The organism is Mizugakiibacter sediminis (assembly GCF_000953855.2).
GTDB lineage: Bacteria > Pseudomonadota > Gammaproteobacteria > Xanthomonadales > Rhodanobacteraceae > Mizugakiibacter > Mizugakiibacter sediminis.
The window spans coordinates 1-23639 of the sequence record NZ_DF970187.1 but is presented as its reverse complement, the minus strand read 5'-3'; the positions used below and the strand labels follow the sequence as shown (position 1 = coordinate 23639).

Annotated in this window: 35 protein-coding genes; 33 read left to right on the top strand and 2 right to left on the bottom strand. The window is 69.6% G+C overall.

The window, feature by feature from the left end:
* Positions 1 to 122: 122 nt before the first annotated feature.
* From rpsJ to MBSD_RS07115, 33 genes are all read left to right on the top strand, one after another.
* The gene (gene rpsJ / locus MBSD_RS07275; protein ID WP_062536468.1) at positions 123 to 434 is read left to right on the top strand and encodes a 30S ribosomal protein S10; all 312 of its coding nucleotides are present in this window, start codon (positions 123 to 125) and stop codon (positions 432 to 434) included.
* 20 nt (positions 435 to 454) lie between these two features.
* Positions 455 to 1096 (top strand): 50S ribosomal protein L3, encoded by a 642-nt coding sequence (rplC, locus tag MBSD_RS07270; RefSeq protein WP_062536467.1) that lies wholly within the window; start codon positions 455 to 457, stop codon positions 1094 to 1096.
* Positions 1097 to 1107: 11 nt separating this feature from the next.
* On the top strand, positions 1108 to 1710 hold the full coding sequence (gene rplD, locus MBSD_RS07265; RefSeq protein WP_062536466.1) for a 50S ribosomal protein L4: 603 nt from the start codon (positions 1108 to 1110) through the stop codon (positions 1708 to 1710).
* Positions 1707 to 2000: a 50S ribosomal protein L23 gene (gene rplW, locus MBSD_RS07260; RefSeq protein WP_062536464.1), complete on the top strand. Its 294-nt coding sequence runs from the start codon at positions 1707 to 1709 to the stop codon at positions 1998 to 2000. The genes rplD and rplW overlap by 4 nt, the downstream gene beginning before the upstream one ends.
* Positions 2001 to 2018: 18 nt before the next feature.
* Positions 2019 to 2840, top strand: coding sequence for a 50S ribosomal protein L2 (gene rplB / locus MBSD_RS07255; protein ID WP_062536463.1), 822 nt, complete (start codon positions 2019 to 2021; stop codon positions 2838 to 2840).
* 12 nt (positions 2841 to 2852) lie between these two features.
* Positions 2853 to 3137: a 30S ribosomal protein S19 gene (gene rpsS, locus MBSD_RS07250; RefSeq protein WP_062536461.1), complete on the top strand. Its 285-nt coding sequence runs from the start codon at positions 2853 to 2855 to the stop codon at positions 3135 to 3137.
* Between the two features lie 11 nt (positions 3138 to 3148).
* Complete coding sequence (gene rplV / locus MBSD_RS07245; protein ID WP_062536469.1) at positions 3149 to 3478, top strand: 50S ribosomal protein L22; 330 nt, start codon at positions 3149 to 3151, stop codon at positions 3476 to 3478.
* 16 nt (positions 3479 to 3494) lie between these two features.
* Positions 3495 to 4205, top strand: coding sequence for a 30S ribosomal protein S3 (rpsC, locus tag MBSD_RS07240; RefSeq protein ID WP_062536459.1), 711 nt, complete (start codon positions 3495 to 3497; stop codon positions 4203 to 4205).
* Between the two features lie 14 nt (positions 4206 to 4219).
* The gene (rplP, locus tag MBSD_RS07235) at positions 4220 to 4633 is read left to right on the top strand and encodes a 50S ribosomal protein L16 (protein ID WP_062536458.1); all 414 of its coding nucleotides are present in this window, start codon (positions 4220 to 4222) and stop codon (positions 4631 to 4633) included.
* Positions 4633 to 4818 carry a 50S ribosomal protein L29 gene (rpmC, locus tag MBSD_RS07230; protein WP_062536456.1) on the top strand — a complete coding sequence of 62 codons (186 nt, stop codon included), beginning with the start codon at positions 4633 to 4635 and terminating at the stop codon, positions 4816 to 4818. Before rplP ends, rpmC begins: the two co-directional genes overlap by 1 nt.
* Positions 4819 to 4828: 10 nt before the next feature.
* Positions 4829 to 5095 carry a 30S ribosomal protein S17 gene (gene rpsQ, locus MBSD_RS07225; RefSeq protein ID WP_062536454.1) on the top strand — a complete coding sequence of 89 codons (267 nt, stop codon included), beginning with the start codon at positions 4829 to 4831 and terminating at the stop codon, positions 5093 to 5095.
* Positions 5096 to 5116: 21 nt separating this feature from the next.
* Positions 5117 to 5485, top strand: coding sequence for a 50S ribosomal protein L14 (gene rplN / locus MBSD_RS07220; RefSeq protein ID WP_062536452.1), 369 nt, complete (start codon positions 5117 to 5119; stop codon positions 5483 to 5485).
* A gap of 15 nt (positions 5486 to 5500) precedes the next feature.
* Positions 5501 to 5815, top strand: a complete 315-nt coding sequence (gene rplX / locus MBSD_RS07215; protein ID WP_062536450.1) for a 50S ribosomal protein L24 — start codon at positions 5501 to 5503, stop codon at positions 5813 to 5815.
* A 10-nt stretch (positions 5816 to 5825) separates the two neighbouring features.
* Positions 5826 to 6365, top strand: coding sequence for a 50S ribosomal protein L5 (rplE, locus tag MBSD_RS07210; protein WP_062536448.1), 540 nt, complete (start codon positions 5826 to 5828; stop codon positions 6363 to 6365).
* 19 nt (positions 6366 to 6384) lie between these two features.
* Positions 6385 to 6690 carry a 30S ribosomal protein S14 gene (gene rpsN, locus MBSD_RS07205; protein WP_062536446.1) on the top strand — a complete coding sequence of 102 codons (306 nt, stop codon included), beginning with the start codon at positions 6385 to 6387 and terminating at the stop codon, positions 6688 to 6690.
* A gap of 44 nt (positions 6691 to 6734) precedes the next feature.
* The gene (gene rpsH, locus MBSD_RS07200; protein WP_062536444.1) at positions 6735 to 7130 is read left to right on the top strand and encodes a 30S ribosomal protein S8; all 396 of its coding nucleotides are present in this window, start codon (positions 6735 to 6737) and stop codon (positions 7128 to 7130) included.
* A gap of 12 nt (positions 7131 to 7142) precedes the next feature.
* Positions 7143 to 7670 (top strand): 50S ribosomal protein L6, encoded by a 528-nt coding sequence (rplF, locus tag MBSD_RS07195; RefSeq protein ID WP_062536443.1) that lies wholly within the window; start codon positions 7143 to 7145, stop codon positions 7668 to 7670.
* A gap of 49 nt (positions 7671 to 7719) precedes the next feature.
* A complete protein-coding gene (gene rplR / locus MBSD_RS07190) occupies positions 7720 to 8073 on the top strand; it encodes a 50S ribosomal protein L18 (RefSeq protein ID WP_062536441.1) in 354 nt (117 codons plus the stop codon).
* Between the two features lie 168 nt (positions 8074 to 8241).
* On the top strand, positions 8242 to 8751 hold the full coding sequence (gene rpsE, locus MBSD_RS07185) for a 30S ribosomal protein S5 (RefSeq protein WP_062536439.1): 510 nt from the start codon (positions 8242 to 8244) through the stop codon (positions 8749 to 8751).
* On the top strand, positions 8744 to 8941 hold the full coding sequence (rpmD, locus tag MBSD_RS07180) for a 50S ribosomal protein L30 (protein WP_062536437.1): 198 nt from the start codon (positions 8744 to 8746) through the stop codon (positions 8939 to 8941). The genes rpsE and rpmD overlap by 8 nt, the downstream gene beginning before the upstream one ends.
* 25 nt (positions 8942 to 8966) lie before the next feature.
* Positions 8967 to 9398 carry a 50S ribosomal protein L15 gene (gene rplO / locus MBSD_RS07175; protein WP_062536436.1) on the top strand — a complete coding sequence of 144 codons (432 nt, stop codon included), beginning with the start codon at positions 8967 to 8969 and terminating at the stop codon, positions 9396 to 9398.
* 3 nt (positions 9399 to 9401) lie between these two features.
* Entirely contained in the window at positions 9402 to 10715 is a 1314-nt protein-coding gene (secY, locus tag MBSD_RS07170; RefSeq protein WP_062536433.1) for a preprotein translocase subunit SecY, read from the top strand.
* Positions 10716 to 10836: 121 nt separating this feature from the next.
* Complete coding sequence (gene rpsM / locus MBSD_RS07165; RefSeq protein WP_062536431.1) at positions 10837 to 11193, top strand: 30S ribosomal protein S13; 357 nt, start codon at positions 10837 to 10839, stop codon at positions 11191 to 11193.
* Positions 11194 to 11205: 12 nt separating this feature from the next.
* A complete protein-coding gene (rpsK, locus tag MBSD_RS07160) occupies positions 11206 to 11598 on the top strand; it encodes a 30S ribosomal protein S11 (protein ID WP_062536429.1) in 393 nt (130 codons plus the stop codon).
* A 77-nt stretch (positions 11599 to 11675) separates the two neighbouring features.
* Entirely contained in the window at positions 11676 to 12302 is a 627-nt protein-coding gene (gene rpsD, locus MBSD_RS07155) for a 30S ribosomal protein S4 (protein WP_062536427.1), read from the top strand.
* 18 nt (positions 12303 to 12320) lie between these two features.
* Positions 12321 to 13319, top strand: a complete 999-nt coding sequence (locus MBSD_RS07150) for a DNA-directed RNA polymerase subunit alpha (RefSeq protein ID WP_062536425.1) — start codon at positions 12321 to 12323, stop codon at positions 13317 to 13319.
* 117 nt (positions 13320 to 13436) lie between these two features.
* A complete protein-coding gene (gene rplQ / locus MBSD_RS07145; protein WP_062536423.1) occupies positions 13437 to 13820 on the top strand; it encodes a 50S ribosomal protein L17 in 384 nt (127 codons plus the stop codon).
* A 128-nt stretch (positions 13821 to 13948) separates the two neighbouring features.
* The gene (locus MBSD_RS07140) at positions 13949 to 14446 is read left to right on the top strand and encodes a disulfide bond formation protein B (protein WP_062536421.1); all 498 of its coding nucleotides are present in this window, start codon (positions 13949 to 13951) and stop codon (positions 14444 to 14446) included.
* Between the two features lie 55 nt (positions 14447 to 14501).
* Positions 14502 to 15887: a class II 3-deoxy-7-phosphoheptulonate synthase gene (locus MBSD_RS07135; protein WP_062536419.1), complete on the top strand. Its 1386-nt coding sequence runs from the start codon at positions 14502 to 14504 to the stop codon at positions 15885 to 15887.
* A 63-nt stretch (positions 15888 to 15950) separates the two neighbouring features.
* Positions 15951 to 19115, top strand: a complete 3165-nt coding sequence (locus MBSD_RS07130) for an amidohydrolase family protein (RefSeq protein WP_062536417.1) — start codon at positions 15951 to 15953, stop codon at positions 19113 to 19115.
* Positions 19115 to 20425: an amidohydrolase family protein gene (locus MBSD_RS07125; protein WP_062536415.1), complete on the top strand. Its 1311-nt coding sequence runs from the start codon at positions 19115 to 19117 to the stop codon at positions 20423 to 20425. Before MBSD_RS07130 ends, MBSD_RS07125 begins: the two co-directional genes overlap by 1 nt.
* A 142-nt stretch (positions 20426 to 20567) precedes the next feature.
* Complete coding sequence (locus tag MBSD_RS07120) at positions 20568 to 21287, top strand: c-type cytochrome (RefSeq protein ID WP_062536414.1); 720 nt, start codon at positions 20568 to 20570, stop codon at positions 21285 to 21287.
* Positions 21284 to 22522, top strand: coding sequence for a c-type cytochrome (locus MBSD_RS07115; RefSeq protein WP_062536412.1), 1239 nt, complete (start codon positions 21284 to 21286; stop codon positions 22520 to 22522). Before MBSD_RS07120 ends, MBSD_RS07115 begins: the two co-directional genes overlap by 4 nt.
* A 96-nt stretch (positions 22523 to 22618) precedes the next feature.
* Here MBSD_RS07115 and MBSD_RS07110 read toward each other — a convergent pair whose 3' ends face one another.
* Entirely contained in the window at positions 22619 to 23059 is a 441-nt protein-coding gene (locus MBSD_RS07110) for a PH domain-containing protein (RefSeq protein ID WP_062536410.1), read from the bottom strand.
* The gene (locus tag MBSD_RS07105; RefSeq protein WP_062536407.1) at positions 23046 to 23606 is read right to left on the bottom strand and encodes a mismatch-specific DNA-glycosylase; all 561 of its coding nucleotides are present in this window, start codon (positions 23604 to 23606) and stop codon (positions 23046 to 23048) included. The genes MBSD_RS07110 and MBSD_RS07105 overlap by 14 nt, the downstream gene beginning before the upstream one ends.
* Positions 23607 to 23639 lie beyond the last annotated feature (33 nt).

Below are 23639 nucleotides of genomic sequence, written 5' to 3'. Positions count from 1 at the left end.
CGCACGGTCGGCGCCGGCGTCGTCGCCAAGATCATCAAGTAACGCGGACAGTACGACGGGGGCGGCGAGAAGCCGCCTCCGGACCGGCCGCACAACGCTCTTTAACGATTCAGGACACGGTTATGGCGAACCAGAAGATTCGCATTCGGTTGAAGGCCTTCGATCACCGGCTGATCGATCGCTCCGCGAGCGAGATCGTCGAGACGGCGAAGCGCACGGGCGCGCAGGTGCGCGGCCCGATTCCGCTGCCCACCAAGATCGAGCGCTACACCATCCTGGTGTCGCCGCACGCCGACAAGGATGCCCGCGACCAGTACGAGACGCGCACCCACAAGCGCGTGCTCGACATCGTGGACCCGAACGACAAGACCGTGGACGCGCTGATGAAGCTCGATCTCGCCGCCGGCGTGGACGTGCAGATCAAGCTGGGCTGAGCGCCTGACAGGATACGACGATGAGTATCGGACTGGTTGGCCGCAAGTGCGGCATGAGCCGGCTCTTCACCGAAGACGGCCGCTCGGTGCCGGTGACGCTGATCGAGGCGACGCCGAACCGCGTGACCCAGGTGAAGACCGAGGACAACGACGGCTACACCGCCGTGCAGGTCACCGCGGGCGCCAAGCGCGCTTCGCTGCTGACCAAGCCGGTGAAGGGCCATTACGCCAAGGCCAGGGTCGAGCCGGGCCGCGGCCTGTGGGAGTTCCGCGTCGCCGCCGCCGAAGCCGGCAAGTACGCGGTCGGCGCCGAGATCAAGGCCGAGGACGTGTTCCGCGTCGGCCAGAAGGTCGACGTGGCCGGTGTCACCAAGGGCAAGGGCTTCCAGGGCACGATCAAGCGTCACAACTTCACCATGGGCGACGCGTCGCACGGCAACTCGCTGTCGCATCGCGCGCCGGGCTCGATCGGCCAGCGCCAGACCCCGGGGCGCGTGTTCCCGGGCAAGAAGATGGCCGGCCACATGGGCAGCGTGCGCCAGTCCGCGGTGAATCTGGAAGTGGTGAAGGTCGACGCCGAGCGCCACCTGATCGCGGTGAAGGGCGCGGTGCCGGGCGCGACCGGCGGCGACGTGATCATCCGCCCGGCGGCCAAGGCCTGAGGAGCGACGCCATGGAACTGAATGTCATCGGCGCCAAGCCCATGAAGGTTTCCGACGAGGTGTTCGGCGGCGAGTTCCGCGAGAACCTCGTGCACCAGGTCGTGACGGCCTACCGCAACGCGGGCCGCGCCGGCACCAAGGCGCAGCTCTCGCACAGCGAGGTGTCCGGCACGACCAAGAAGTTCAAGAAGCAGAAGGGTGGCGGCGCCCGCCACGGCGACTACCGCGCGCCGATCTTCGTCGGCGGCTCGCGCGCCTTCGCGGCGAAGCCGCGCGACTTCTCGCAGAAGGTCAACCGCAAGATGTACCGCGGCGCGATGCGTTCGATCCTGGCCGAGCTGAACCGCCAGGGCCGCCTGAAGGTGGTGGACGCGTTCGACGTCGAGCAGCCGAAGACGAAGGCGCTGGTCGCCCGTCTGAAGGAGCTCGAGGTCGGTCGCACCGTGATCGTTTCCGAAGGCGTCAGCGAGAACCTGTATCTCGCCGCGCGCAACAACCCGCAGGTCCTCGAAGTGGTGGACGTCCACGGCATCAGCCCGGTTTCGCTGGTGCGCGCCGACCACGTCGTGATGACCGTCGATGCGGCGAAGAAGGTCGAGGAGTGGCTGGCATGAGCAACGAACGCATCCTTAGCGTGCTGCGCGCGCCGCGCATCTCCGAGAAGAGCGCACGCATCGCCGAGACCAGCCAGTACGTGTTCGAGGTGGCCGCCGAGGCCACCAAGGCCGACGTCAAGACCGCGGTGGAGCAGCTGTTCGACGTCAAGGTCGAGGCGGTCAACCTGGTCAACGTCAAGGGCAAGGTCAAGTCGTTCCGCTTTCGCCCCGGCACCCGCGCCGGGCTGCGCAAGGCTTACGTGCGGCTTGCCGAGGGCCAGACCATCGACGTGATGGCCAAGGCCTGAGCCAGGAGCGGATTCCCAATGGCACTGATCACTCTCAAGCCAACCTCCCCGGGGCGCCGCGCCATGGTGCGCGTGGCCACGCCGGAGCTGCATAAGGGCGCGCCGTACGCGCCGCTGACCGAAGCGCAGTCCAAGACCGGCGGCCGCAACCATTTCGGCCGCATCACCACGCGCCATCGCGGCGGCGGCCACAAGCAGCACTACCGCCTGATCGACTTCAAGCGCGACAAGGAAGGCATCGCCTGCCGCGTCGAGCGCCTGGAGTACGACCCGAACCGCACCGCGCACATCGCGCTGGTGTGCTACGTCGACGGCGAGCGCCGCTACATCATCGCCCCCAAGGGCATCCAGGTGGGCGACCAGCTGATCGCCGGCCGCGACGTGCCGATCAAGGTCGGCAACGCGCTGCCGCTGCGCAACATCCCGGTCGGCACCACCGTGCACTGCGTCGAGATGAAGCCCGGCAAGGGCGCGCAGCTCGCGCGCAGCGCCGGCGCCGCCGCGCAGCTGATCGCGCGCGAGCAGGGCTACGCCACGCTGCGCCTGCGCTCCGGCGAGATGCGCAAGGTGCTGGTCGACTGCCGCGCCACCATCGGCGAGGTCGGCAACTCCGAGCACAACCTGCGCAAGCTCGGCAAGGCCGGCGCCAAGCGCTGGAAGGGCATCCGCCCGACCGTGCGCGGCGTGGCCATGAACCCGGTCGACCATCCGCATGGCGGCGGCGAAGGCCGTACCTCGGGCGGCCGTCATCCGGTCAGCCCGTGGGGCCTGCCGACCAAGGGCTACAAGACGCGTAACAACAAGCGCACGCAGAAGTTGATCGTGCGCCGCCGCAAGTAACGGGAAGCCGCCATGCCGCGTTCTTTGAAGAAAGGTCCGTTCGTCGACCTGCACCTGCTGAAGAAGGTGGAGGCTGCGTCCGCCGCCAGCAACAAGCGTCCGATCAAGACCTGGTCGCGCCGTTCGATGATCCTGCCGGAGATGGTTGGCCTGACCATCGCCGTGCACAACGGCCGCCAGCACGTGCCGGTGCTGATCAACGAGAACATGGTCGGGCACAAGCTCGGCGAGTTCGCGGTGACCCGCACCTTCAAGGGCCATTCGGGCAGCAAGAAAGCCGCTGCTCCTGCGAAGTGATGGGTGCCACGATGGAAGCCAAAGCGATCCTGCGCAGTGCCCGCATCTCGGCCCAGAAGGCGCGCCTCGTGGCCGATCTGGTCCGCGGCATGCCCGTGGACCGGGCGAGCAGCCTGCTGCAGTTCACCAACAAGAAGGCCGCGCACATGGTGCGCAAGGTGCTGCTGTCCGCCGTCGCCAACGCCGAGAACAACCTCGGCGCCGACGTGGACGAGCTCAAGGTCACGCGCATCTTCGTCGACGAAGGTCCGGCGATGAAGCGCATGCATGCCCGCGCCAAGGGCCGCGGTACGCGCATCCTGAAGCGCACGAGCCACATCACCGTGGTCGTCGGCAACTGAGATCGGGACGAAGACGATGGGTCACAAAGTTCATCCCACGGGTATCCGCCTCGGCATCGCCAAGGACTGGAACTCCAAGTGGTACGCCGGCAAGAAGGAATACGCCGAGTACCTGGCCGCCGATCTCAAGGTGCGCGAGCTCCTGAAGGAAAAGCTGGCCCAGGCCGGCGTGTCCAGGATCCACATCGAGCGCCCGGCGAAGACCGCGCGTGTGACGATCCATACCGCCCGCCCGGGCGTGGTGATCGGCAAGAAGGGCGAGGACATCGAGCGCCTGCGCAAGGAGGTCTCGGCGGTGATGGGTGTGCCGACCCACATCAACGTCACCGAGGTGCGCAAGCCCGAGCTGGACGCGCAGCTGGTCGCCGAGTCGATCGCGCAGCAGCTCGAGCGCCGCATCATGTTCCGTCGCGCGATGAAGCGTGCGGTCGGCAACGCCATGCGCCTCGGCGCGCTCGGCATCAAGGTCAACGTCGCCGGCCGCCTGAACGGCGCCGAGATCGCGCGCTCGGAGTGGTACCGCGAGGGCCGCGTTCCCCTGCACACTCTGCGCGCCGACATCGACTACGGCTTCGCCGAGGCGAAGACCACCTATGGCGTGATCGGCGTCAAGGTGTGGGTCTACAAGGGTGAGATCTTCGACCTTCATGCGGCGACGCAGGAAGCGGCGAAGGAAGGCGAGCGCGCCGAGCGCGGCGAAAGCCGCCGCGAGCGCCCGGCGAAGTAAGGAGCGTAGCAGCCATGCTGCAACCCAAGCGAACCAAGTACCGCAAGGTGCACAAGGGCCGTAACGAAGGCCTCAGTTACAACGCCAACGTGGTCAGCTTCGGCGAGTTCGGCCTGAAGGCGATCACGCACGGCCAGCTCACCGCGCGCCAGATCGAAGCCGCGCGCCGCTGCATCACGCGCTACGTCAAGCGCGGCGGCAAGCTGTGGATCCGCGTGTTCCCGGACAAGCCGATCACCAAGAAGCCCATCGAGGTGCGTATGGGCGCCGGCAAGGGCAACGTGGAATTCTGGGTGGCGCCGGTGCAGCCGGGCCGCATGCTGTACGAGATCGAGGGCATCAGCGAAACCGACGCGCGCGAGGCGTTCCGCCTGGCCGCCGCCAAGCTCTCGGTGAAGACCCAGTTCGTGACCCGGGCGGTGGTGTGATGGAAACCAAAGAACTCCGTAGCAAGTCGGCCGCCGAGTTGAACGAGCACCTGCTCGAGCTGCGCAGGGAGCAGTTCAACCTGCGCATGCAGAAGGGCTCCGGCCAGCTCACCCAGGTCCACCAGCTGCGCCGCGTGCGGCGCGAGATCGCCCGCACCAAGACCGTGCTGGGCGAGAAGAAGTGAGGAGCGCGCCATGAGCGAAGCCAAGACCAACGCGCGCACCATCGAAGGCCGCGTCGTCAGCAACAAGATGCACAAGACCGTGACCGTGCTGGTCGAGCGGCAGGTGCAGCACGACCTGTACGGCAAGATCATCCGCCGTTCGACCAAGCTGCACGCCCACGACGAGAACGGCGAATGCCGCGAGGGCGACCTCGTGCGCGTGGCCGAATGCCGCCCGCTGTCGAAGACCAAGCATTTCCGCGTGGTCGAGATCGTGGCGCGGGCCGCGCAGCAGTAAGGCGCCGAGGAGCGAAATGCCATGATCCAGATGCAGACCATGCTGGCCGCGGCGGACAACAGCGGTGCGCGTGAACTGATGTGCATCAAGGTGCTGGGCGGTTCCAAGCGCCGCTACGCCGGCATCGGCGACATCATCAAGGTCACCGTGAAGGACGCGATTCCGCGCGGCAAGGTGAAGAAGGGCGAGGTGTACAGCGCGGTCGTCGTGCGCACCACCAAGGGCGTGCGCCGCCCGGACGGCTCGCTGATCCGCTTCGACGGCAACGCGGCCGTGCTGCTGAACAACAAGCTCGAGCCGATCGGCACCCGCATCTTCGGGCCGGTCACCCGCGAGCTGCGCAGCGAGCGATTCATGAAGATCGTCTCGCTGGCGCCCGAGGTGCTCTGAGCGAGGAGAGCGAAGATGAATCGTATCCGCAAGGGTGATCAGGTCATCGTGATCACCGGCAAGAACAAGGGCCAGCGCGGCGAAGTGCTGCGCGTGACGGGCGACCGGGTATTCGTGCAGAACGTCAACCTGGTCAAGCGCCACACCAAGCCGAATCCGCAGGCCAACCAGCCCGGCGGCATCGTCGAGCGCGAGGCCTCCATCCACATTTCCAACGTGATGCTGTTCAACCCGGCTTCGAACAAGGGCGAACGCGTGGGCTACAAGACGCTCGATGACGGGCGCAAGGTGCGCACGTTCCGCTCCTCGGGCGAAGTGGTGGACGCGTAAGGACGCAGCCATGACGCGCCTCGAAAAGATCTACAAAGAGCAGGTCGTGCCGAAGCTGGTGCAGCGCTTCGGCTACAAGAACGTGATGCAGGTTCCGCGCCTCACCAAGATCACGCTGAACATGGGCGTGGGCGAGGCCGTGGGCAACAAGAAGGTGCTGGAGAACGCCGTGGCCGACATGGCCAAGATCGCCGGCCAGAAGCCGGTGACCACCAAGGCGCGCATCTCCGTGGCGTCCTTCAAGATCCGCGACGGCTGGCCGATCGGCTGCAAGGTCACCCTGCGCCGCGATCACATGTACGAGTTCCTCGACCGCCTGATCAACATCGCGCTGCCGCGCGTGCGCGACTTCCGCGGCGTCTCCGGCCGCGCGTTCGACGGCCGCGGCAACTACAACATGGGCATCAAGGAACAGATCATCTTCCCCGAGATCGACTTCGACCAGATCGACGCGCTGCGCGGCATGGACATCGCCATCGCCACCACCGCGAAGACGGACGAGGAATCCAAGGCACTGCTGGAAGCGTTCGGCTTCCCGTTCCGCAACTGATACTGAGCAGGATACCGGCATGGCCAAGACGTCCATGATCGAGCGCGACAAGAAGCGCGCCAAACTCGTCAAGAAGTACGCCGCCAAGCGCGCCGCACTGAAGGCGATCGTGCTGAGCCCCAACGCCTCCTACGAGGAGAAGATGGAGGCGCAGACCAAGCTGCAAAAGCTGCCGCGCGACGCCAGCCCGATCCGCCAGCGCACGCGCTGCGTGCTGACCGGACGTCCGCGCGCCGTCTACAAGAAGTTCGGCCTGGCGCGCAACAAGCTGCGCGAGGCCACCATGCGCGGCGACGTGCCGGGCCTGCGCAAGGCCAGTTGGTGATCCGGCGGATATCGGTGCTTGAGGCATAACCAGGAATCGCATTCATGAGCATGACTGATCCCATCGCCGACATGTTCACGCGCATCCGCAACGCCCAGGCCATGGGCAAGCGCAGCGTGACCATGCCGGGCTCCAAGCTGAAGCTCGCCATCGCCGACCTGCTGAAGGCGGAGGGCTACATCCTCGACGCGCAGAAGCGCGAGGCCGACGGCAAGTCCGAGCTGGAGATCAAGCTGAAGTATTTCGAGGGCAAGCCGGCCATCGAGCGCATCGAGCGTGTCAGCCGCTCCGGCCTGCGCGTGTACCGCGGCAAGGCCGAGCTGCCCAAGGTGCTCGGCGGCCTCGGCATCTCGATCATCTCGACCTCGTCCGGCCTGATGACCGACGCGCAGGCGCGCGCCAAGGGCCTCGGCGGCGAAGTGATCGGCGTGGTCGCGTAAGGAGATCGAACAATGTCGCGTGTTGCCAAGAAACCGATCGCGCTGCCGAAGGGCGTGGAGTGCCAGGTCGGCGCCGACGCGGTCACCGTGAAGGGCCCGAAGGGCACGCTGTCGATGCACGCGCTGCCGGGCGTGAAGGTCGCGGTGGCCAACGGCTCCGTGGTCTGCGAGGTCGTCGAGGGCGGCGAGACCAAGTACGCCGGCACCGCCCGCGCGCTGCTGGCCAACATGGTCAAGGGCGTGAGCACCGGCTACGAGCGCAAGCTCGAGCTGGTCGGCGTCGGCTACCGCGCCGCGATGCAGGGCAAGAGCCTCAACCTGACGCTCGGCTTCTCGCATCCGGTCGTGTTCCCGGCGCCGGAGGGCATCACCATCGAGACGCCGACGCAGACCGAGATCGTGGTCAAGGGCGCCGACAAGCAGCGCGTGGGCGAAGTGGCGGCGAAGATCCGCGCCTTCCGTCCGCCGGAGCCCTACAAGGGCAAGGGCGTGCGCTATGCCGGCGAGCACATCACCATGAAGGAAGCCAAGAAGGCGTAAGGGCCGCGGAGGTTTCCGCACCCGCCGATCCGCTTCCTGGAGAACGACCGTGGAAAAGAAGATTGCAAGACTGCGCCGCGCCAGGTCCACCCGCGCCCACATCCGCGAGCTGGGCGTGCCGCGCCTGACCGTGCACCGCTCGGGCCAGCACATCTATGCCCAGGTGATCGCGCCCTCCGGCGACAAGGTGATCGCCGCCGCCTCGACCGTGCAGAAGGCGGTCCGCGAGGGCCTGAAGGGCACCAAGAACATCGCCGCCGCGGCGGCGGTGGGCAAGACGGTGGCGGAGCGCGCCCGCGCCGCCGGCATCGAGAAGGTCGCCTTCGACCGCTCGGGCTTCAAGTATCACGGCCGCGTCAAGGCGCTGGCCGACGCGGCGCGCGAGGCCGGGTTGCAGTTCTGAGGGACGGGAGGCGGGAGTAGGGAGACGGCAGACGACGCCAGGGCCGCAGTGCCCCTGGTCTCGACTTCTTCCGGATCCTGGTTCCCGTTCCCGGCGATAAAACAACTCCAAGCGGCATCGCCGCAAGAAAAAGTCCGCACCGGCGACGGGCGGCACGAAAGGTGAGACATGGCGAGCAACGATCGCGAAAACTCCGACGGCATGCTGGAAAAGCTGATCGCCGTCAACCGCGTGGCCAAGACCGTCAAGGGCGGCCGGCAGATGAGCTTCACCGCGCTGACCGTGGTGGGCGACGGCGACGGCCGCGTGGGCTTCGGCTACGGCAAGGCGCGCGAGGTGCCGGTGGCCATCTCCAAGGCCATGGAACGCGCGCGCCGCAACATGGTCAAGATCAAGCTGAACAACGGCACGCTGTGGTACGCCGTCAAGGCCAACCACGGCGCGGCGCGCGTGTTCATGCAGCCCGCCTCCGAGGGCACCGGCGTGATCGCCGGCGGCGCGATGCGCGCCGTGCTCGAGGTGGTCGGCGTGAAGAACGTGCTGGCCAAGGCCGTCGGCTCGCGCAATCCGATCAACCTGGTGCGCGCCACGATCAAGGGCCTGCAGGCGATGGCCTCGCCGGACCGCATCGCGGCGAAGCGCGGCAAGACCGTCGAGGAGGTGCTGGGCCATGGCTAAGACGAAGACCGCCGGCAACACCGTGCGCGTGCGCCTGGTCAAGGGCCTTCGCGGCGTGCAGCCCCGCCACCGCCTCAGCGTCAAGGCGCTGGGCCTGAACAAGACCAACGACGTGCGCGAGCTGAAGGACAGCCCCTCGGTGCGCGGCCTGATCAACCAGGTGAACTACCTGGTCCGCGTCGAGGAATAACGGCCAAGGTATTCGGGAGTCGAACATGCGTCTCAACACGATCAAGCCGGCCAAGGGTGCGCGCCGCGCGCGCGTGCGCGTCGGCCGCGGCATCGGCTCGGGCCTCGGCAAGACCGCGGGCCGCGGCCACAAGGGCCAGCACGCCCGCGCCGGCGGCTACCACAAGGTGGGCTTCGAAGGCGGCCAGATGCCGCTGCAGCGCCGCCTGCCCAAGGTGGGCTTCCGCTCGCGCAAGGCCATCGAGAGCGCCCAGGTGTTCCTGTACCAGCTGGAAGGCCTGAAGGCCGACAGCATCGATCTGGTGGCGCTGCGCGCGGCCGGGCTGGTGCACGGTGCGGCGCGCCGCGTGAAGGTGGTGAAGAAGGGCGAGATCAAGCGCGCCCTGAAGCTGTCGGGCCTGCTGGTCACGGCCGGCGCCAAGGCGGCGATCGAGGCTGCCGGCGGCAGCGTGGAGTAAGCAGTGGCAGCGCCCAAGTCCGGTTCGCTCGCTTCGCTCGGCAAGCTCACGGAGCTGCGCCAGCGCCTGGTTTTCGTGGTCCTGGCGCTGGTGGTGTTCCGGCTCGGCTCGTTCATCCCGGTGCCGGGCGTGAACCCCGAGGCGATGACGCGGCTGATCGAGCAGGGCGGCGGCCTGCTGAACATGTTCAACATGTTCTCGGGCGGCGCGCTGGCGCGCTTCTCGCTGTTCGCACTGGGCGTGATCCCGTACATCTCCGCGTCCATCGTCGTGCAGATGATGGGCTCGGTGATCCCGGCCTGGCAGCAGCTGCGCAAGGAAGGCGAGTCCGGCCGGCGCAAGCTGACCATGTACACGCGCTGGGGCACGGTCGGCCTGGCGGTGTTCCAGGCCTTCGGCGTGTCGATGGCGCTGCAGGCGCAGGGCGGCGACGTGCTCTACACCCGCGGCTTCGGCTTCGTGTTCTCCGCGGTGGTGGGCCTGACCGCCGGCACCATGTTCCTGATGTGGCTGGGCGAGCAGATCACCGAGCGCGGCATCGGCAACGGCATCTCGCTGCTGATCTTCGCCGGCATCGTCGCCGGCCTGCCGCGCGCGGTCACGCAGACGCTGTCGATGGCGCAGAACGGCGAGCTGTCGGTGCTGAAGGTGCTGATCGTGATCGCGATCGTGCTGCTGGTCACCGCCTTCGTGGTGTTCGTGGAGCGTGCGCAGCGCCGCATCACGGTCAACTACGCGCGCCGCCAGGGCGGTGCGCAGGCGTACATGAACCAGAGCTCGCACCTGCCGCTGAAGATCAACATGTCGGGCGTGATCCCGCCGATCTTCGCCTCCAGCCTGATCATGTTCCCGGCCACGGCGGCGCACTGGTTCAGCAATACCGAGCAGGTGCGCTGGCTGCAGGCGCTGACCACCGCGCTCAGCCCGGGCGAGCCGCTGTACGCGATCATCGAGGCCGCGCTGATCATCATCTTCGCGTTCTTCTACACCGCGATCGTGTTCAACGCCCAGGAGACCGCGGACAACCTGAAGCGGTCCGGCGCGCTGATCCCCGGCATCCGCCCGGGCAAGAACACGGCCGACTACATCGATGGCGTGCTGACCCGCCTGACCGGCGCCGGCGCGCTGTACCTGGTGGCGGTCTGCCTGCTGCCGACGTTCATGCAGAGCGCTTGGCACGTACCGTTCTATTTCGGCGGCACCTCGCTGCTGATCGTGGTCGTGGTGGTGATGGACTTCACCGCCCAGATCCAGGCCCACCTGGTCAGCCACCAGTACGAGAGCCTGCTCAAGAAGGCCAACCTGCGCCGCAGTTGAGGCGCGGGACGAGGGGATGTTCGGCGACGCCGGCCCGGCGCCGCCCGGACTTTCTGTTTCGGGAAAAACCGGTTAAGATTACGCGTTTACCGCGCACGTAAACGCATCGGAGAGAGTCAAGATGGCGCGTATTGCGGGTGTCAACCTGCCGGTCCACAAGCACGTGTGGGTGGGCCTCCAGAGCATTTACGGCATCGGCCGCACGCGGTCGAAGAAGATCTGCGCCGCCGCCGGCGTCGATCCCGCCACCCCGATCAAGAACCTCAGCGAAGGCGAGGTCGAGAAGCTGCGCCACGAAGTGGCGAAGTTCACCGTCGAGGGCGATCTCCGTCGCGAGGTCGGCATCAGCATCAAGCGCCTGATGGACCTCGGCTGCTACCGCGGCTTGCGCCATCGCCGCGGCCTGCCGGTCCGCGGCCAGCGCACGCGCACCAATGCGCGCACGCGCAAGGGTCCGCGCCGAGCCATCAAGAAGTAACGGATTCCGGATATGTCGAAGCCCGCAGCTACCAAGCCGAAGAAGAAGGTCAAGCGCGTCGTCACGGACGGCATCGTCCACGTGCAGGCGTCGTTCAACAACACGATCGTCACGATCACCGACCGCCAGGGCAACGCCCTGAGCTGGGCCACCGCCGGTGGCGCCGGTTTCCGCGGTTCGCGCAAGTCGACGCCGTTCGCCGCGCAGGTGGCCGCCGAGAAGGCCGGCCGCGCCGCGCAGGAGTACGGCCTGAAGACGCTGGAAGTGCGCATCAAGGGCCCGGGCCCGGGCCGCGAGTCGGCGGTGCGCTCGCTGAACGCGCTGGGCTACAAGGTCACCAACATCGTCGACGTGACGCCGATCCCGCACAACGGCTGCCGTCCGCCCAAGAAGCGTCGCGTCTGAGGGAATTGTTTTTCGATCGTCCCTGATCGTGTGAACCCGAAAACCGGCCATCCATGGCCGGACCATTGGATAAAGATATGGCACGGTATCGTGGTCCCACCTGCAAGCTCGCCCGCCGCGAGGGCGCGGATCTCAGCCTGAAGAGCCCGGCGCGCGCGCTCGACTCGAAGTGCAAGCTGGAGCAGAAGCCCGGCCAGCACGGCGCGAGCAAGAAGGCGCGTCTGTCCGACTACGCGGTGCAGCTGCGCGAGAAGCAGAAGGTCAAGCGCATCTACGGCCTGCTCGAGCGCCAGTTCCGCAACTACTACCAGAAGGCCTCTTCGCTGAAAGGCAACACCGGCGAGAATCTGCTGCGCATGCTGGAAGCGCGCCTCGACAACGTGGTCTACCGCATGGGCTTCGCGGTGACCCGCGCGCAGGCCCGCCAGCTGGTCGCGCACAAGGCGGTGCTGGTCAACGGCAAGAAGGTCAACATCCCCTCCTACCAGGTGAAGCCGGGCGACGAGGTCGCGCTGACCGAGCGCGCGCGCGGCCAGCTGCGCGTGCAGGAAGCCGCCACGCTCGCCGACGGCATGGACCTGCGTCCGGGCTGGGTCGAGGTGGACAGCAAGAAGTTCAGCGGCGTGTTCAAGTCGATGCCGGACCGCGCGGATCTGCCGTCCGACATCAACGAGAACCTGATCGTCGAGCTCTACTCGAAGTAATCACCGGGAGCGTGGTACATGGCAGTCTCGTCTACTAGCGTGCTGCGGCCGCGTGGCCTCAGCGTCGAGCAGCTCGGACCCAACCGCGCCAAGGTGGTGGTGGAGCCGCTCGAGCGCGGCTTCGGACACACCCTGGGCAATGCGCTGCGCCGCGTGATGCTGTCGTCGATCCCCGGCTGCGCGATCGTCGAAGTGGAGATCGACGGCGTGCTGCACGAGTACACGACGCTCGAAGGCCTGCAGGAGGACGTCATCGAGGTGCTGCTGAACCTCAAGGACGTCGCCATCATGATGCACGGCCCGGACGAAGCCACCCTGACCCTGTCGAAGAAGGGCAAGGGCGTGGTCAAGGCCGGCGACATCACGGTCGACCACTCGGTGGAGATCGTGAACCCCGAACACGTGCTGTGCCACCTGACCAAGGACATCGGCCTGAACATGCGCCTGAAGGTGCGCCGCGGCCTCGGCTACCAGCCGGCCAGCACGCGCCAGCTGCCGGACGAGGAGTCGCGCCCGATCGGCCGCCTGCAGCTCGATGCCTCGTTCTGCCCGGTGCGCCGCGTGGCCTACGAGGTCGAGAGCGCGCGCGTCGAGCAGCGCACCAACCTGGACAAGCTGATCCTCGACGTCGAAACCAACGGCACCATCGGTGCCGAGGAAGCGGTGCGCAAGGCGGCCGAGATCCTGATGGACCAGCTCGGCGTGTTCGGCGACTTCACCCGCCGCGAGCACGAGGGCGCCAAGGCCGAGAAGGCCGGCTTCGATCCGGTGCTGCTGCGCCCGATCGACGACCTCGAGCTGACCGTGCGTTCGGCCAACTGCCTGAAGGCCGAGAGCATCTACTACATCGGCGATCTGGTGCAGAAGACCGAGGTCGAGCTGCTGAAGACGCCCAACCTCGGCAAGAAGTCGCTCACCGAGATCAAGGACGTGCTGGGCGCCCGCGGCCTGTCGCTGGGCATGAAGCTGGAGAGCTGGCCGCCGCCGGGGCTCGCCCACGGCATGCAGCTGGGTTGACGGTTTGCCGTTGCGATCGTCCCTGATCGCGAGAATCAGAAAGCGGCCGGCCACGGCCGCACTTTCCGCGAAGAGCGCGCTGACGCGCGGCTTTTCGAGACAAATGGAATCACGACCATGCGCCACCAGAAATCCGGACGCAAACTCAACCGCACCAGCAGCCACCGTTCGGCGATGTTCCGCAACATGGCGGCCTCGCTGTTCAAGGAAGAGCTGATCCGCACCACGCTGCCGAAGGCGAAGGAACTGCGTCGCGTCGCCGAGCCGCTGATCACGCTGGCGAAGACCGACGGCGTCGCCAACCGCCGCCTCGCGTTCGCGCGGCTGCGCGACAAGCAGGCCGTGGGCAAGCTGTTCGTCGAGCTCGGCCCGCGCTACCGCGAGCGCAAGGGCGGCTACCTGCGCATCCTGAAGTGCGGCTTCCGCGACGGCGACAACGCGCCGATGGCCTACGTCGAGCTGGTCGACCGGCCGGCGGCCGCGGCCGAAGCGGCCGAGTAAGCGGCGCGCCCGCTGCATCCGAAACCCCGGCCGGGCGACCGGCCGGGGTTTCGTTTTCTCGGCGCTGCGCTTGCGCGGCGCCGCGCGCACGGTAAAGTGCGGGCTTCCCGCCGCTGCCCGCTATCGCCATGTTCAATCCGCTGCGCTGGTCGTTCCGGGTTTCCTTCCTCGCCGGCTTCGTCGCCTGTGCCGCCTTGCTCGGCTACGCGCTGTACGTGCAATTCGACCTCGGCATCGAGCCCTGCCCGTTGTGCATCTTCCAGCGCATCGCCTTCGGCTTCATGGCGTCATGGTTCCTGGTCGGCGGGCTGCACGCGCCGCGCGGCGGCGGCCGCCGGGTCTATGCGGCGCTGGTGCTGCTGGGAGCGCTGGCCGGCGTGGCGATCGCCGCGCGCCACCTGTGGCTGCAGTCGCTGCCGCCGGACCAGGTGCCGGCCTGCGGCCCCGGCCTGGCCTACATGCTGGACGCGTTCCCGCTGGCGAAGACGGTCAGGATGGTGTTCACCGGCTCGGGCGAGTGCGCCGCCGTCAACTGGCGTTTCCTCGGCCTGTCGATGCCGTTCTGGACCCTGGTCTGGTACGTGCTGCTGGGCGCCTGGGCGCTGCACGCCGCGCGTCGGCGCTGATGCGGCAGCCGCGGCGGCTGTGGCATAGTGGCCGTCCGCCGGGGTTCGAAAACGCATGAGCATTTCCAAGCCCAAGCTGCGCGCCGTGCGCGGCGCCCAGGACTGGCGGCCGGACTCCTGGCAGCACCGGCCCGCCGTGCAGCAGCCGAGCTACGACGATCCCGCCGAACTGGCCGAGGCGCTGGCGCGCCTGCGCACGCTGCCGCCGCTGGTGACGTCCTGGGAAGTGCTCGGCCTGAAGCAGCTGCTGGCCGAGGCGCAGGAGGGCCGGCGCTTCCTGCTGCAGGGCGGCGACTGCGCCGAGAGCTTCGCCGACTGCAGCTCCGAGGTGATCGCCAACCGGCTGAAGGTGCTGCTGCAGATGAGCCTGGTGCTGATCCACGGCCTGCGCATGCCGGTGGTGCGCGTCGGCCGCTTCGCCGGGCAGTACGCCAAGCCGCGTTCCGCCGACACCGAGACCCGCGACGGCGTCACCCTGCCGAGCTATCGCGGCGACCTGATCAACGGCCCCGAGTTCAGCGCCGCCGCGCGCCGCGCCGACCCGCAGCGCCTGCTCGAGGCGCACGCGCGTTCGGCGATGACGATGAACTTCGTGCGCGCGCTGGGCGAGGGCGGCTTCGCCGACCTGCACCATCCGGAATACTGGGATCTCGCCTGGGTCGAGCATTCGCCGCTGGCGGCCGAGTACCGGCGCATGGTCGCCTCGATCGGCGACGCCGTGCGCTTCATGGAGACCCTGGCCGGCGAACCGATCGCCAGCTTCTCGCGCGTCGAGTTCTTCACCTCGCACGAGGCGTTGCTGCTGCACTACGAGGAAGCGCAGACGCGCCGCGTGCCGCGCCAGTTCGGTTGGTTCAACCTGTCCACGCACTTCCCGTGGATCGGCATGCGCACCGCCGACGTCGACGGCGCGCACGTCGAATACTGCCGCGGCATCCGCAACCCGGTCGCGGTGAAGGTCGGGCCGTCGATGGACGCGGCGCAGTTGCAGCGCCTGGTCGAGACGCTCAATCCCGAGAACGAACCGGGCCGGCTGACGCTGATCCACCGCATGGGCGCCGGCAAGATCGCCGAGCACCTGCCGCGCCTGCTCGCCGCGGTGCAGGCCACCGGCCGGCGCGTGCTGTGGTGCTGCGATCCCATGCACGGCAATACCGAGACGGCCGGCAACGGCTACAAGACGCGCCGCTTCGCCAACATCCGCAGCGAGCTGGAGCAGGCGTTCGACATCCACGCCGCGGCCGGCACGCGGCTCGGCGGCGTGCATCTCGAGCTGACCGGCGAGGATGTCACCGAGTGCATGGGCGGCGCGCGCGGCCTCGGCGAGGACGATCTCGCGCGCGCCTACAAATCCAGCGTCGATCCGCGCCTCAATTACGAGCAGGCGCTGGAGCTGGCGATGCTGATCGTGCGCAAGTCGGGCGGCGCCGCCGCGGCATGACTTTCGTCGGGTTGCGGCAGTCGACCCGGCCGATATCCTGACCCCGATCACTGGGGAACCCGCATGTCCAACACACGCTACCGCCCGCGGCGGCACACGCTGCCGTCGTGCCTGGCCGCCCTCGCGCTCACCCTGCTGGCCGGCGCGCCGCTGCACGCGCAGGTGGACACGCGCCCGGTCGAAGGCATCGCCGACCGCACGCCGCGGCTCGCCGCGTTCGTGCATGCGCGCCTGGTGATCAAGCCGGGCGAGGTGGTCGACGACGGCACTCTGGTGGTGCGCGACGGCGTGATCGTCGCCGCCGGCCGCGGCGTGAAAATTCCGGACGGCGCCGCGCGCATCGACCTCGGCGGCAAGACCGTGTTCGCCGGTTTCATCGACCCGCTGTCGGCCTACGCGCAGCCGGTGCCGCCGGAGACGCCCGCCGCCGGCGGCGGCCGCCGCGGCGCCAGCCCGGCGATGCCGCAGCCGCAGCCGGGCGCGGCCTACTGGAACGCGCGCGTGCATCCGCAGGAAGACGTCGCCGCGAGCGTCAAACCGGATGCCAAGGCCGCGGAGAAGTTGCGCGCGCTCGGTTTCACCGACGCGCTCAGCGTGCCGCAGCGCGGCGTGTTCCGCGGCCAGAGCGCGCTGTACGCGTTGTCCGACGCGGCGAACGGCAACGACGCACTGATCCGCGCGCGCGTCGCCCAGCACCTCGCCTTCGAGACCAGCGGCTGGGGTTCGGCCGAGTATCCGGGCTCGCTGATGGGCGCGATCGCGCTGATCCGCCAGGCGTTGTACGACGCGCGCTGGCAGCAGCAGCGGCTGGCCTGGCAGGCGAAGCGCGCCGAGGCCGAGCGCACCGCGCCCAACGACGCGCTGGCGGCGCTGGCGCCGCTGCTCGCCGGCAGGCAGCCGGCGATCTTCGCCACCCGCGACGAGCTCGACTACGGCCGCGCGCTGGCGATCGCGCGCGAGTTCGGCCTGAAACCGGTGCTGGCCGGCAACGGCCACGAATACCGCATGGCGCCCAAGCTGGCCGCCGCCGGCGTGCCGGTGATCGTGCCGCTCGACTTCCCCGAGGCGCCCGCGGTCGAGGATCCGGACGCCGCGCTGGACGTCAGCCTCGCCGAGCTCGAGCACTGGCGCTGGGCGCCGTACAACGCGCGCGTGCTGGCCGAGGCCGGCGTGCCGTTCGCGTTCACCGCCGCCGGCCTGAAGAAGCCGGAAGAGGAATTCTGGAAGCGCGTGCGCAAGACCGTCGCCGACGGCCTCGACCCGGACGCCGCGCTGGCCGCGCTGACCACGCAGCCGGCGGCGATGCTGGGCGTGGCCGATGAGCTCGGCACGCTGCAGCCGGGCCGGCTGGCGCACTTCGTCGTCGCCGACGCCGACCTGCTGTACCGCGACGACGCGCGCATCTACGAGACCTGGATCGACGGCCGCCGCTACCGCCTCGCCGATCCCGCCGCGCCGGATCCGCGCGGTGGCTGGACCCTGGCATGGAGCGGCGGCAACGGCCCCGCCTCGATGGAGGTGAGCGGCAAGGACGCGGCGCTGACCGCCAAGGCCGGCGGCGAGAGCTTCCCGCTGACGCAGTCGGACGACGGCCGCCTGCTGCTGTACGTGCCGGGCAAGCTGCTGGGCAGCGCGCGCGAGCGCGTGGTGGTGGTCGCGCAGCTCGACGGCGGCGCGTTCGACGGCCGCGCCGAGCTGGAGGACGGCCGCCGCCTGCGCGTGCACGGCACGCTGACCCAGCCGGCGCCGCGCGCGCTGGCGGCGGCGCCGGCGAAGCCGCCGCTGCCGGGCGAGCTGCGCTTCCCGGCCGGCGCCTACGGCCGCCGCGGCCTGCCGCCGCAGCCGGCCGCGCTGGTGGTGCGCCACGCCACGATCTGGACGCAGGGTCCGCTGGGCGTGCTCGAGGACGCCGACCTGCTGGTGGAGAAGGGCAAGGTCGCCGCGGTCGGGCGCAACCTGAAGGCGCCTTCCGGCGCCGTCGAGATCGACGGCAGCGGCAAGCACGTCAGCCCGGGCATCATCGACGCGCATTCGCACATCGCCGTCAGCGGCGGCGTCAACGAGGCCACGCACGCCGTCACCAGCGAGGTGCGCATCGGCGACGTGCTCGACCCCACCGACATCATCATCTACCGCCAGCTCGCCGGCGGCACCACCACGGCGATGGTGCTGCACGGCTCCGCCAACCCGATCGGCGGCCAGTCGCAGATCGTCAAGCTGCGCTGGGGCGCCGACGCCGACGGCCTCAAGTTCAAGCGCGCGCCGGAGACCATCAAGTTCGCGCTGGGCGAGAACGTCAAACAGTCGAACTGGGGCGACAACTTCACCACGCGCTACCCGCAGACGCGCATGGGCGTCGAGCAGATCGACCTCGACAGCCTGCTCGCCGCACAGGCCTACGGCGCGGCGCTGAACGCCGGCCACGCCGCCGACGGCGGCCCGCTGCGCCGCGATCTGCGCCTGGAAGCGCTGTGGGAAGTGCTGCAGGGCAAGCGCCTGGTGCAGATCCACAGCTACCGCCAGGACGAGATCCTCGGCTTCATCCGCATCGCCCAGCAGTTCCACATCGTGCCGACGTTCCAGCACGTGCTCGAAGGCTACAAAGTGGCCGATGCGATCGCCAGGCTCGGCGCCGGCGCCTCCACCTTCAGCGACTGGTGGGCGTACAAGTTCGAGGTGCGCGACGCGATCCCGTACAACGGCGCGCTGATGACGCGCCAGGGCGTCACCGTCTCGTTCAACTCCGACGACGACGAGATGGGTCGCCGCCTGAACACCGAGGCCGCGAAGTCGGTGAAGTACGGCGGCTTGTCCGACACCGAGGCGCTGGCGCTGGTGACGATCAATCCGGCCAGGCAGCTGCACATCGACAAGTACGTGGGCTCGCTGGAGCCGGGCAAGGATGCCGACTTCGTGATCTGGAACGCGCCACCGCTGTCGACGCTGGCGGTGCCGCAGCAGACCTGGGTCGACGGCCGCAAGTACTTCGACCGCGCCGACGATCTCGCCGAGCGCGCCAACGTCGAGCGCGAGCGCGCGGCGCTGATCGCCGCGGCGCTGCCCGAGCGCGTCAAGGCGCTGGCGCAGGACGGCGACAAGAAGGACAAGGCCGGTGCGGCGGCGCCGCAACCGCGGGAAGAGGATCTGCTGCGCCGCTACGCCGCCCGACGCCCGATCTACCACGACGACGAGCCGGTGAACGGCTGCACCGACGCGGAGAGCCACTGATGAAGACGCCCCTCTCCCTGCTGTTCGCCGCGCTGAGCGCCGCCGGCGCCGCTCGCGCCGAAGCGCCGGTTGCCGGCGGTGCGGTGCTGCTCACCGGCGCCGACCTGGTCACCGTCAGCCACGGCACCATCAAGGGCGGCGAGCTGCTGATCCGCGACGGCAAGATCGCCGCGCTCGGCGCCAAGGTCGACGCGCCCGCCGACGCGCAGCGCATCGACCTCGCCGGCAAGCGCGTCTATCCGGGCTACATCGCCGCCAACAGCGTGCTCGGCCTGACCGAGATCGAGGCGGTGCGCGCGAGCAACGACATGGCCGAGGTCGGCCCGATCAACCCGAACGCGCGCGCGCAGGTGGCGATCAATCCGGACAGCGAGCTGCTGCCGGTGGCGCGCGCCAACGGCGTGCTGACCGTCAACGTGGTGCCGCAGCCGGACAACGGCGGCGTGATCACCGGCCAGTCGGCGCTGCTGAAGCTGGACGGCTGGACCTACGAGGACATGACGCTGGCCACGCCCTCCGGCGTGCACCTGTATTGGCCCGAGGCGCGGCTGCCGTCGTGGCTGCCCGAGGACTACCGCAAGCGCGCCAGGGAGGCCGCGGAGAAGAAGCTGCAGGCGCTCGATCAGGCGATGCGCGATGCGCGCGCTTACCAGGCGGCCAGGCGCGCCGGCACGGTGAAGACCGAGGACCTGCGCTGGGAGGCGATGCTGCCGGTGCTGGACGGCAAGGAGGCGCTGTTCGTGCACGCCGACGGCGCCGCCGACATCCGCGACGCGCTGGCGTTCGTCGAGCGCGAAAAGCTCGCGCGCGTGGTGCTGGTCGGCGGCCAGGACGCGTGGCGTCTCGCAGACGAGCTGGCCGCGCGCAGGATCCCGGTGATCCTCGGCACCTCGCAGCGCCTGCCGCTGCGGCGTTGGGAGGCTTACGACACCGCCTACACCGACGCCGTCCGGCTGGCCCAGGCCGGCGTCACCGTGGCGATCGCCAACCGCGGCGAATCGCAGGCGTCGTCCAACGAACGCAACCTGCCGTACCAGGCGGCCGGCTACGCGGCCTACGGCCTCGGCGAGGACGCGGCGCTGCGCGCGATCACGCTGACGCCGGCGGAGATCCTCGGCGTGGCCGACCGCCTCGGCTCGCTGGACGTCGGCAAGGACGCGACGCTGTTCGTCGCCGACGGCGACGCGCTGGACGCGCGCACGCGCGTCGAGCGCGCCTGGATCCAGGGCCACGAGGTGGACCTGTCCAACCACCAGACGCGCCTGTACGAGAAATACAAGTCGAAGTACGAAGGCAAGCCGCGGCCCTGAGGCCCGCGCGGCGCGGGCGACCGCGCCGTTCGCGTTTGCGGCTGCGCGTCGCGGCCAGTGTGCGGCGCTCCGCGACGGCCGTGCGTGGCGCCGGCGCTAGAATGGCGGCTCCGTTCCGTCCCTGCATTGCCGGAGGCCCCGCATGGACCGTGCACTCCCGTCCGCCGCGTGGTGCGCGCGCATCGCCGGCGCGACGCTGCTGCTGGCGGCTATGCTCGCCGACGCCGCCACGCCGTCCGAGCTGGACACGCTGAAGCAGCGCATCGCCGCCTGCACCTGGTGCCACGGCGAACGCGGGCAGGGCGGCCGCAACGACTACAACCCGCGGCTGGAAGGGCAGCCAGAGGCTTACCTGTACGCGCAGCTCAAGCATTACCAGCGCGGCACGCGCGCCTACCCGCGCATGGAAACGATGGTGCGCTTCCTGTCCGACGCCTACCTGCACGAGATCGCGCAGTACTTCGCCGCGCTGCCGCCCTCGGGGCAGGCCGCCGGCGGCGTGAAGGTCGGCGCCGAAGTGCTGGCGCGCGGCCGCGCGCTGGCGTTGCGGGGCGACGCGGCGCGCGGCATCGCCGCCTGCGCCGCCTGCCACGGCCGCGAACTGTCCGGCGTGCTGCCGGCCGCGCCCGGCATCGCCGGTCAGCCCTACGCCTATCTCAGCGCGCAGCTCGGCGCCTGGCAGTCGAACACGCGCCGCGCCGCGGCGCCGGACTGCATGGCGGAGATCGCGCAACGCCTCGGCGGCCGCGACATGCAGGCGGTGTCGGCGTGGCTGTCGACGCAGCCGGCGCGCGCGCCGCAGTCGCCGGACGCGGCGACGCGCGAGGCGTTGTCGCACTGCGGTGCGGAGGTGACGCCATGAGCCCGCGCCGGTTTCGCGGCATGCTCGCGCTGCTGCTCGCGTTCGGCGCGCTCGCCGGCGCGCGCGCGGCCGACGACGCGGCCCTGGTCGCCAAGGGCGAGTACCTCGCGCGCATCGGCGATTGCGTGTCCTGCCACACCGCGCAGGGCGGCGAGCCGTTCGCCGGCGGCCGCGGCATCCCGACGCCGTTCGGCACGGTGTACGCGCCGAACATCACGCCCGACCGCGCGCACGGCATCGGCGCGTGGAGCGCCGACGATTTCCGGCGCGCATTGCACGAGGGCATGGCGCCGGGCGGCGTGCTGCTGTATCCGGCGTTCCCGTACCCCTCTTACACCTACGTGACGCGCGAGGACGCCGACGCGATCTATGCCTACCTGCGCACGGTGAAGCCGTCGGCACGCAGGAACCGCGAGAACGACCTGCGTTTTCCCTACAGCGTGCGCGCGCTGCTGCTCGGCTGGCGCGGCCTGTACTTCGAGCCGGCGACGTTCGAGCCCGATCCGCAGCGATCGGCAGCGTGGAACCGCGGCGCCTATCTGGTGCAGGGCCTCGGCCACTGCGCCGCCTGCCACAGCCCGCGCAACGCGATGGGCGCCACCGACGCCGACAGCCGCTACGCCGGCGGCCTGATCCCCGAGCAGAACTGGTACGCGCCCAGCCTGAACTCGGCCGAGAGCGGGCTCGGCACCTGGAGCGAGGACGAGATCGTCGAACTGCTGAAGACCGGCCGCTCTCCGCGCGGCGCCACCTTCGGGCCGATGAGCGAGGTGGTGTTCCACAGCCTGCAGTACCTCACCGACGCCGACGCGCGCGCGATCGCGACCTATCTCAAGTCGCTGCCGCAGCAGCCGGAGCCGCCGTCCTCGCGCGATCTCGAGGTGGCGCCGTCGCTGGCCGCGCGGCTGATGGCGCGCGGCGGCGAGATCTACGGCAAGGAATGCGCGAGCTGCCATGGCGACCGCGGCGAGGGCGTCGCCGGCATCTATCCGCCGCTGGCCGGCAACCAGGCGGTCGCCGCGCGTGTGCCGGCCAACCCGATCCGCATCGTCATGCAGGGCGGCTTCCAGGTGCCGACCGCGGCGAATCCGCGGCCGTACTCGATGCCGTCGTTCGCCGACCGCCTGAGCGACGACGACGTCGCCGCCGTGGTCACCTACGTCCGCCGCAGCTGGGGCAACCAGGGCCGCGCGGTGCTGCCGGACGAGGTCAAGCTGTACCGCTCCGGCGAGTGAGCGCGCGCCGCGGACGGAGCGACGGCGGAAGCCGCTGCGCGGCTTCCGCCCCAGCGCGCGCGCGAACGTGCCGGATCGCGGCCGCGGTCGCCGCGCTCAGGCGGACGGAATGCCCTCGGCATCCAGGTAGCGCACGCGCTTGGCGTCGCGGCGCGCCTCGACCAGCGTGCGCAGCGTCTCGCGCACGTGGGCGGCGTCGCGGATGTAGCGCAGGCGGAGCTCCGGCGTGGTCTCGTCGGTGGTGTAGACGGTGATCTCGCCGAGGCCGAACAGCCGTTCGAACAGCGATTGCTGGAAGCGGCTGTCGCGCACGCGGTACAGCTCGAGGTCGTCGGTGGCCTTGCTGAGCACGCCGCGCTTGAAGATCAGCCGCTGGTCGGTCAGCTCGTACACGGTGCAGCGCGTCTGCAGCCAGCGCCACAGCGCGACGAAGACCGGCACGACCAGCCAGCACAGCAGCACGCAGGCCGCGTACAGGCCGAGGTTCGACCATTGCGAGGGGCGGCCGGTCCAGGCCAGTCGTTCATCCGGTGCCATGCGGATCTCCTCGGTCGGGGCCGCGCGCGGGCGCGGCGCGAGCGGATTCTAGCGCCGCCGCCAGCGCGCGCCACGGCGACGGATCCCAGAAGCGGCGCGCCTGGCCGGAAGGCGAGGGCAGCACGAACACGGCGGCGGTGGCGATGCGCCAGTCCTGCGCGCCGTAGGCCACGGCGTGGCCGCAGCACGCCTGCGCCGCGTTCTTGCTGGTGAAGGCGAGGTAGCGCGGCGCGTGGCGCGCGATCTTGCGGCGCAGCGCGGCGACGTCGAACGCGCCGTCGGGCAGTTCGTCGTCGTTGCCGTAATGGCGCTTGGCGAGGTCGGTCAGGCCGATGCCATAGTCGAGCAGGGTTGCGAATTCGTGCGGCGCCAGCCGCCGCGGCGTCAGGCCGACCGCGTGCAGCGTGCGCCAGAAGAAGTTGCCGGGATGGGCGTAGTAGGCGCCGGCCTCGGCGGAGGCGCGGCCGGCGGCGGTGCCGCAGAACACCAGGTCGAGGCCGGGCCGCAGCAGGTCGGGCAGTACGTGGCGCGGTCGTCTAGCTGTGATCTCTCAGTAGGTTGTTCACCCGGGGCGAACCCG

What these genes read in the sequence shown, in the direction of transcription:
- rpmC (WP_062536456.1), top strand. Translation starts at nt 4,633, where the DNA reads ATGGAAACCAAAGAACTCCGTAGCAAGTCGGCCGCCGAGTTGAACGAG.
- rplP (WP_062536458.1), top strand. Translation starts at nt 4,220, where the DNA reads ATGCTGCAACCCAAGCGAACCAAGTACCGCAAGGTGCACAAGGGCCGT.
- rpsM (WP_062536431.1), top strand. Translation starts at nt 10,837, where the DNA reads ATGGCGCGTATTGCGGGTGTCAACCTGCCGGTCCACAAGCACGTGTGG.
- rpsQ (WP_062536454.1), top strand. Translation starts at nt 4,829, where the DNA reads ATGAGCGAAGCCAAGACCAACGCGCGCACCATCGAAGGCCGCGTCGTC.
- MBSD_RS07150 (WP_062536425.1), top strand. Translation starts at nt 12,321, where the DNA reads ATGGCAGTCTCGTCTACTAGCGTGCTGCGGCCGCGTGGCCTCAGCGTC.
- rplE (WP_062536448.1), top strand. Translation starts at nt 5,826, where the DNA reads ATGACGCGCCTCGAAAAGATCTACAAAGAGCAGGTCGTGCCGAAGCTG.
- rpmD (WP_062536437.1), top strand. Translation starts at nt 8,744, where the DNA reads ATGGCTAAGACGAAGACCGCCGGCAACACCGTGCGCGTGCGCCTGGTC.
- rpsK (WP_062536429.1), top strand. Translation starts at nt 11,206, where the DNA reads ATGTCGAAGCCCGCAGCTACCAAGCCGAAGAAGAAGGTCAAGCGCGTC.
- rplC (WP_062536467.1), top strand. Translation starts at nt 455, where the DNA reads ATGAGTATCGGACTGGTTGGCCGCAAGTGCGGCATGAGCCGGCTCTTC.
- rpsE (WP_062536439.1), top strand. Translation starts at nt 8,242, where the DNA reads ATGGCGAGCAACGATCGCGAAAACTCCGACGGCATGCTGGAAAAGCTG.
- MBSD_RS07120 (WP_062536414.1), top strand. Translation starts at nt 20,568, where the DNA reads ATGGACCGTGCACTCCCGTCCGCCGCGTGGTGCGCGCGCATCGCCGGC.
- rplX (WP_062536450.1), top strand. Translation starts at nt 5,501, where the DNA reads ATGAATCGTATCCGCAAGGGTGATCAGGTCATCGTGATCACCGGCAAG.
- MBSD_RS07125 (WP_062536415.1), top strand. Translation starts at nt 19,115, where the DNA reads ATGAAGACGCCCCTCTCCCTGCTGTTCGCCGCGCTGAGCGCCGCCGGC.
- rplQ (WP_062536423.1), top strand. Translation starts at nt 13,437, where the DNA reads ATGCGCCACCAGAAATCCGGACGCAAACTCAACCGCACCAGCAGCCAC.
- rpsS (WP_062536461.1), top strand. Translation starts at nt 2,853, where the DNA reads ATGCCGCGTTCTTTGAAGAAAGGTCCGTTCGTCGACCTGCACCTGCTG.
- rplN (WP_062536452.1), top strand. Translation starts at nt 5,117, where the DNA reads ATGATCCAGATGCAGACCATGCTGGCCGCGGCGGACAACAGCGGTGCG.
- MBSD_RS07130 (WP_062536417.1), top strand. Translation starts at nt 15,951, where the DNA reads ATGTCCAACACACGCTACCGCCCGCGGCGGCACACGCTGCCGTCGTGC.
- rplO (WP_062536436.1), top strand. Translation starts at nt 8,967, where the DNA reads ATGCGTCTCAACACGATCAAGCCGGCCAAGGGTGCGCGCCGCGCGCGC.
- MBSD_RS07110 (WP_062536410.1), bottom strand. Translation starts at nt 23,059, where the DNA reads ATGGCACCGGATGAACGACTGGCCTGGACCGGCCGCCCCTCGCAATGG.
- rpsH (WP_062536444.1), top strand. Translation starts at nt 6,735, where the DNA reads ATGAGCATGACTGATCCCATCGCCGACATGTTCACGCGCATCCGCAAC.
- rpsC (WP_062536459.1), top strand. Translation starts at nt 3,495, where the DNA reads ATGGGTCACAAAGTTCATCCCACGGGTATCCGCCTCGGCATCGCCAAG.
- rplV (WP_062536469.1), top strand. Translation starts at nt 3,149, where the DNA reads ATGGAAGCCAAAGCGATCCTGCGCAGTGCCCGCATCTCGGCCCAGAAG.
- rplF (WP_062536443.1), top strand. Translation starts at nt 7,143, where the DNA reads ATGTCGCGTGTTGCCAAGAAACCGATCGCGCTGCCGAAGGGCGTGGAG.
- rpsN (WP_062536446.1), top strand. Translation starts at nt 6,385, where the DNA reads ATGGCCAAGACGTCCATGATCGAGCGCGACAAGAAGCGCGCCAAACTC.
- rpsD (WP_062536427.1), top strand. Translation starts at nt 11,676, where the DNA reads ATGGCACGGTATCGTGGTCCCACCTGCAAGCTCGCCCGCCGCGAGGGC.
- rpsJ (WP_062536468.1), top strand. Translation starts at nt 123, where the DNA reads ATGGCGAACCAGAAGATTCGCATTCGGTTGAAGGCCTTCGATCACCGG.
- MBSD_RS07140 (WP_062536421.1), top strand. Translation starts at nt 13,949, where the DNA reads ATGTTCAATCCGCTGCGCTGGTCGTTCCGGGTTTCCTTCCTCGCCGGC.
- rplW (WP_062536464.1), top strand. Translation starts at nt 1,707, where the DNA reads ATGAGCAACGAACGCATCCTTAGCGTGCTGCGCGCGCCGCGCATCTCC.
- rplD (WP_062536466.1), top strand. Translation starts at nt 1,108, where the DNA reads ATGGAACTGAATGTCATCGGCGCCAAGCCCATGAAGGTTTCCGACGAG.
- MBSD_RS07115 (WP_062536412.1), top strand. Translation starts at nt 21,284, where the DNA reads ATGAGCCCGCGCCGGTTTCGCGGCATGCTCGCGCTGCTGCTCGCGTTC.
- rplB (WP_062536463.1), top strand. Translation starts at nt 2,019, where the DNA reads ATGGCACTGATCACTCTCAAGCCAACCTCCCCGGGGCGCCGCGCCATG.
- MBSD_RS07135 (WP_062536419.1), top strand. Translation starts at nt 14,502, where the DNA reads ATGAGCATTTCCAAGCCCAAGCTGCGCGCCGTGCGCGGCGCCCAGGAC.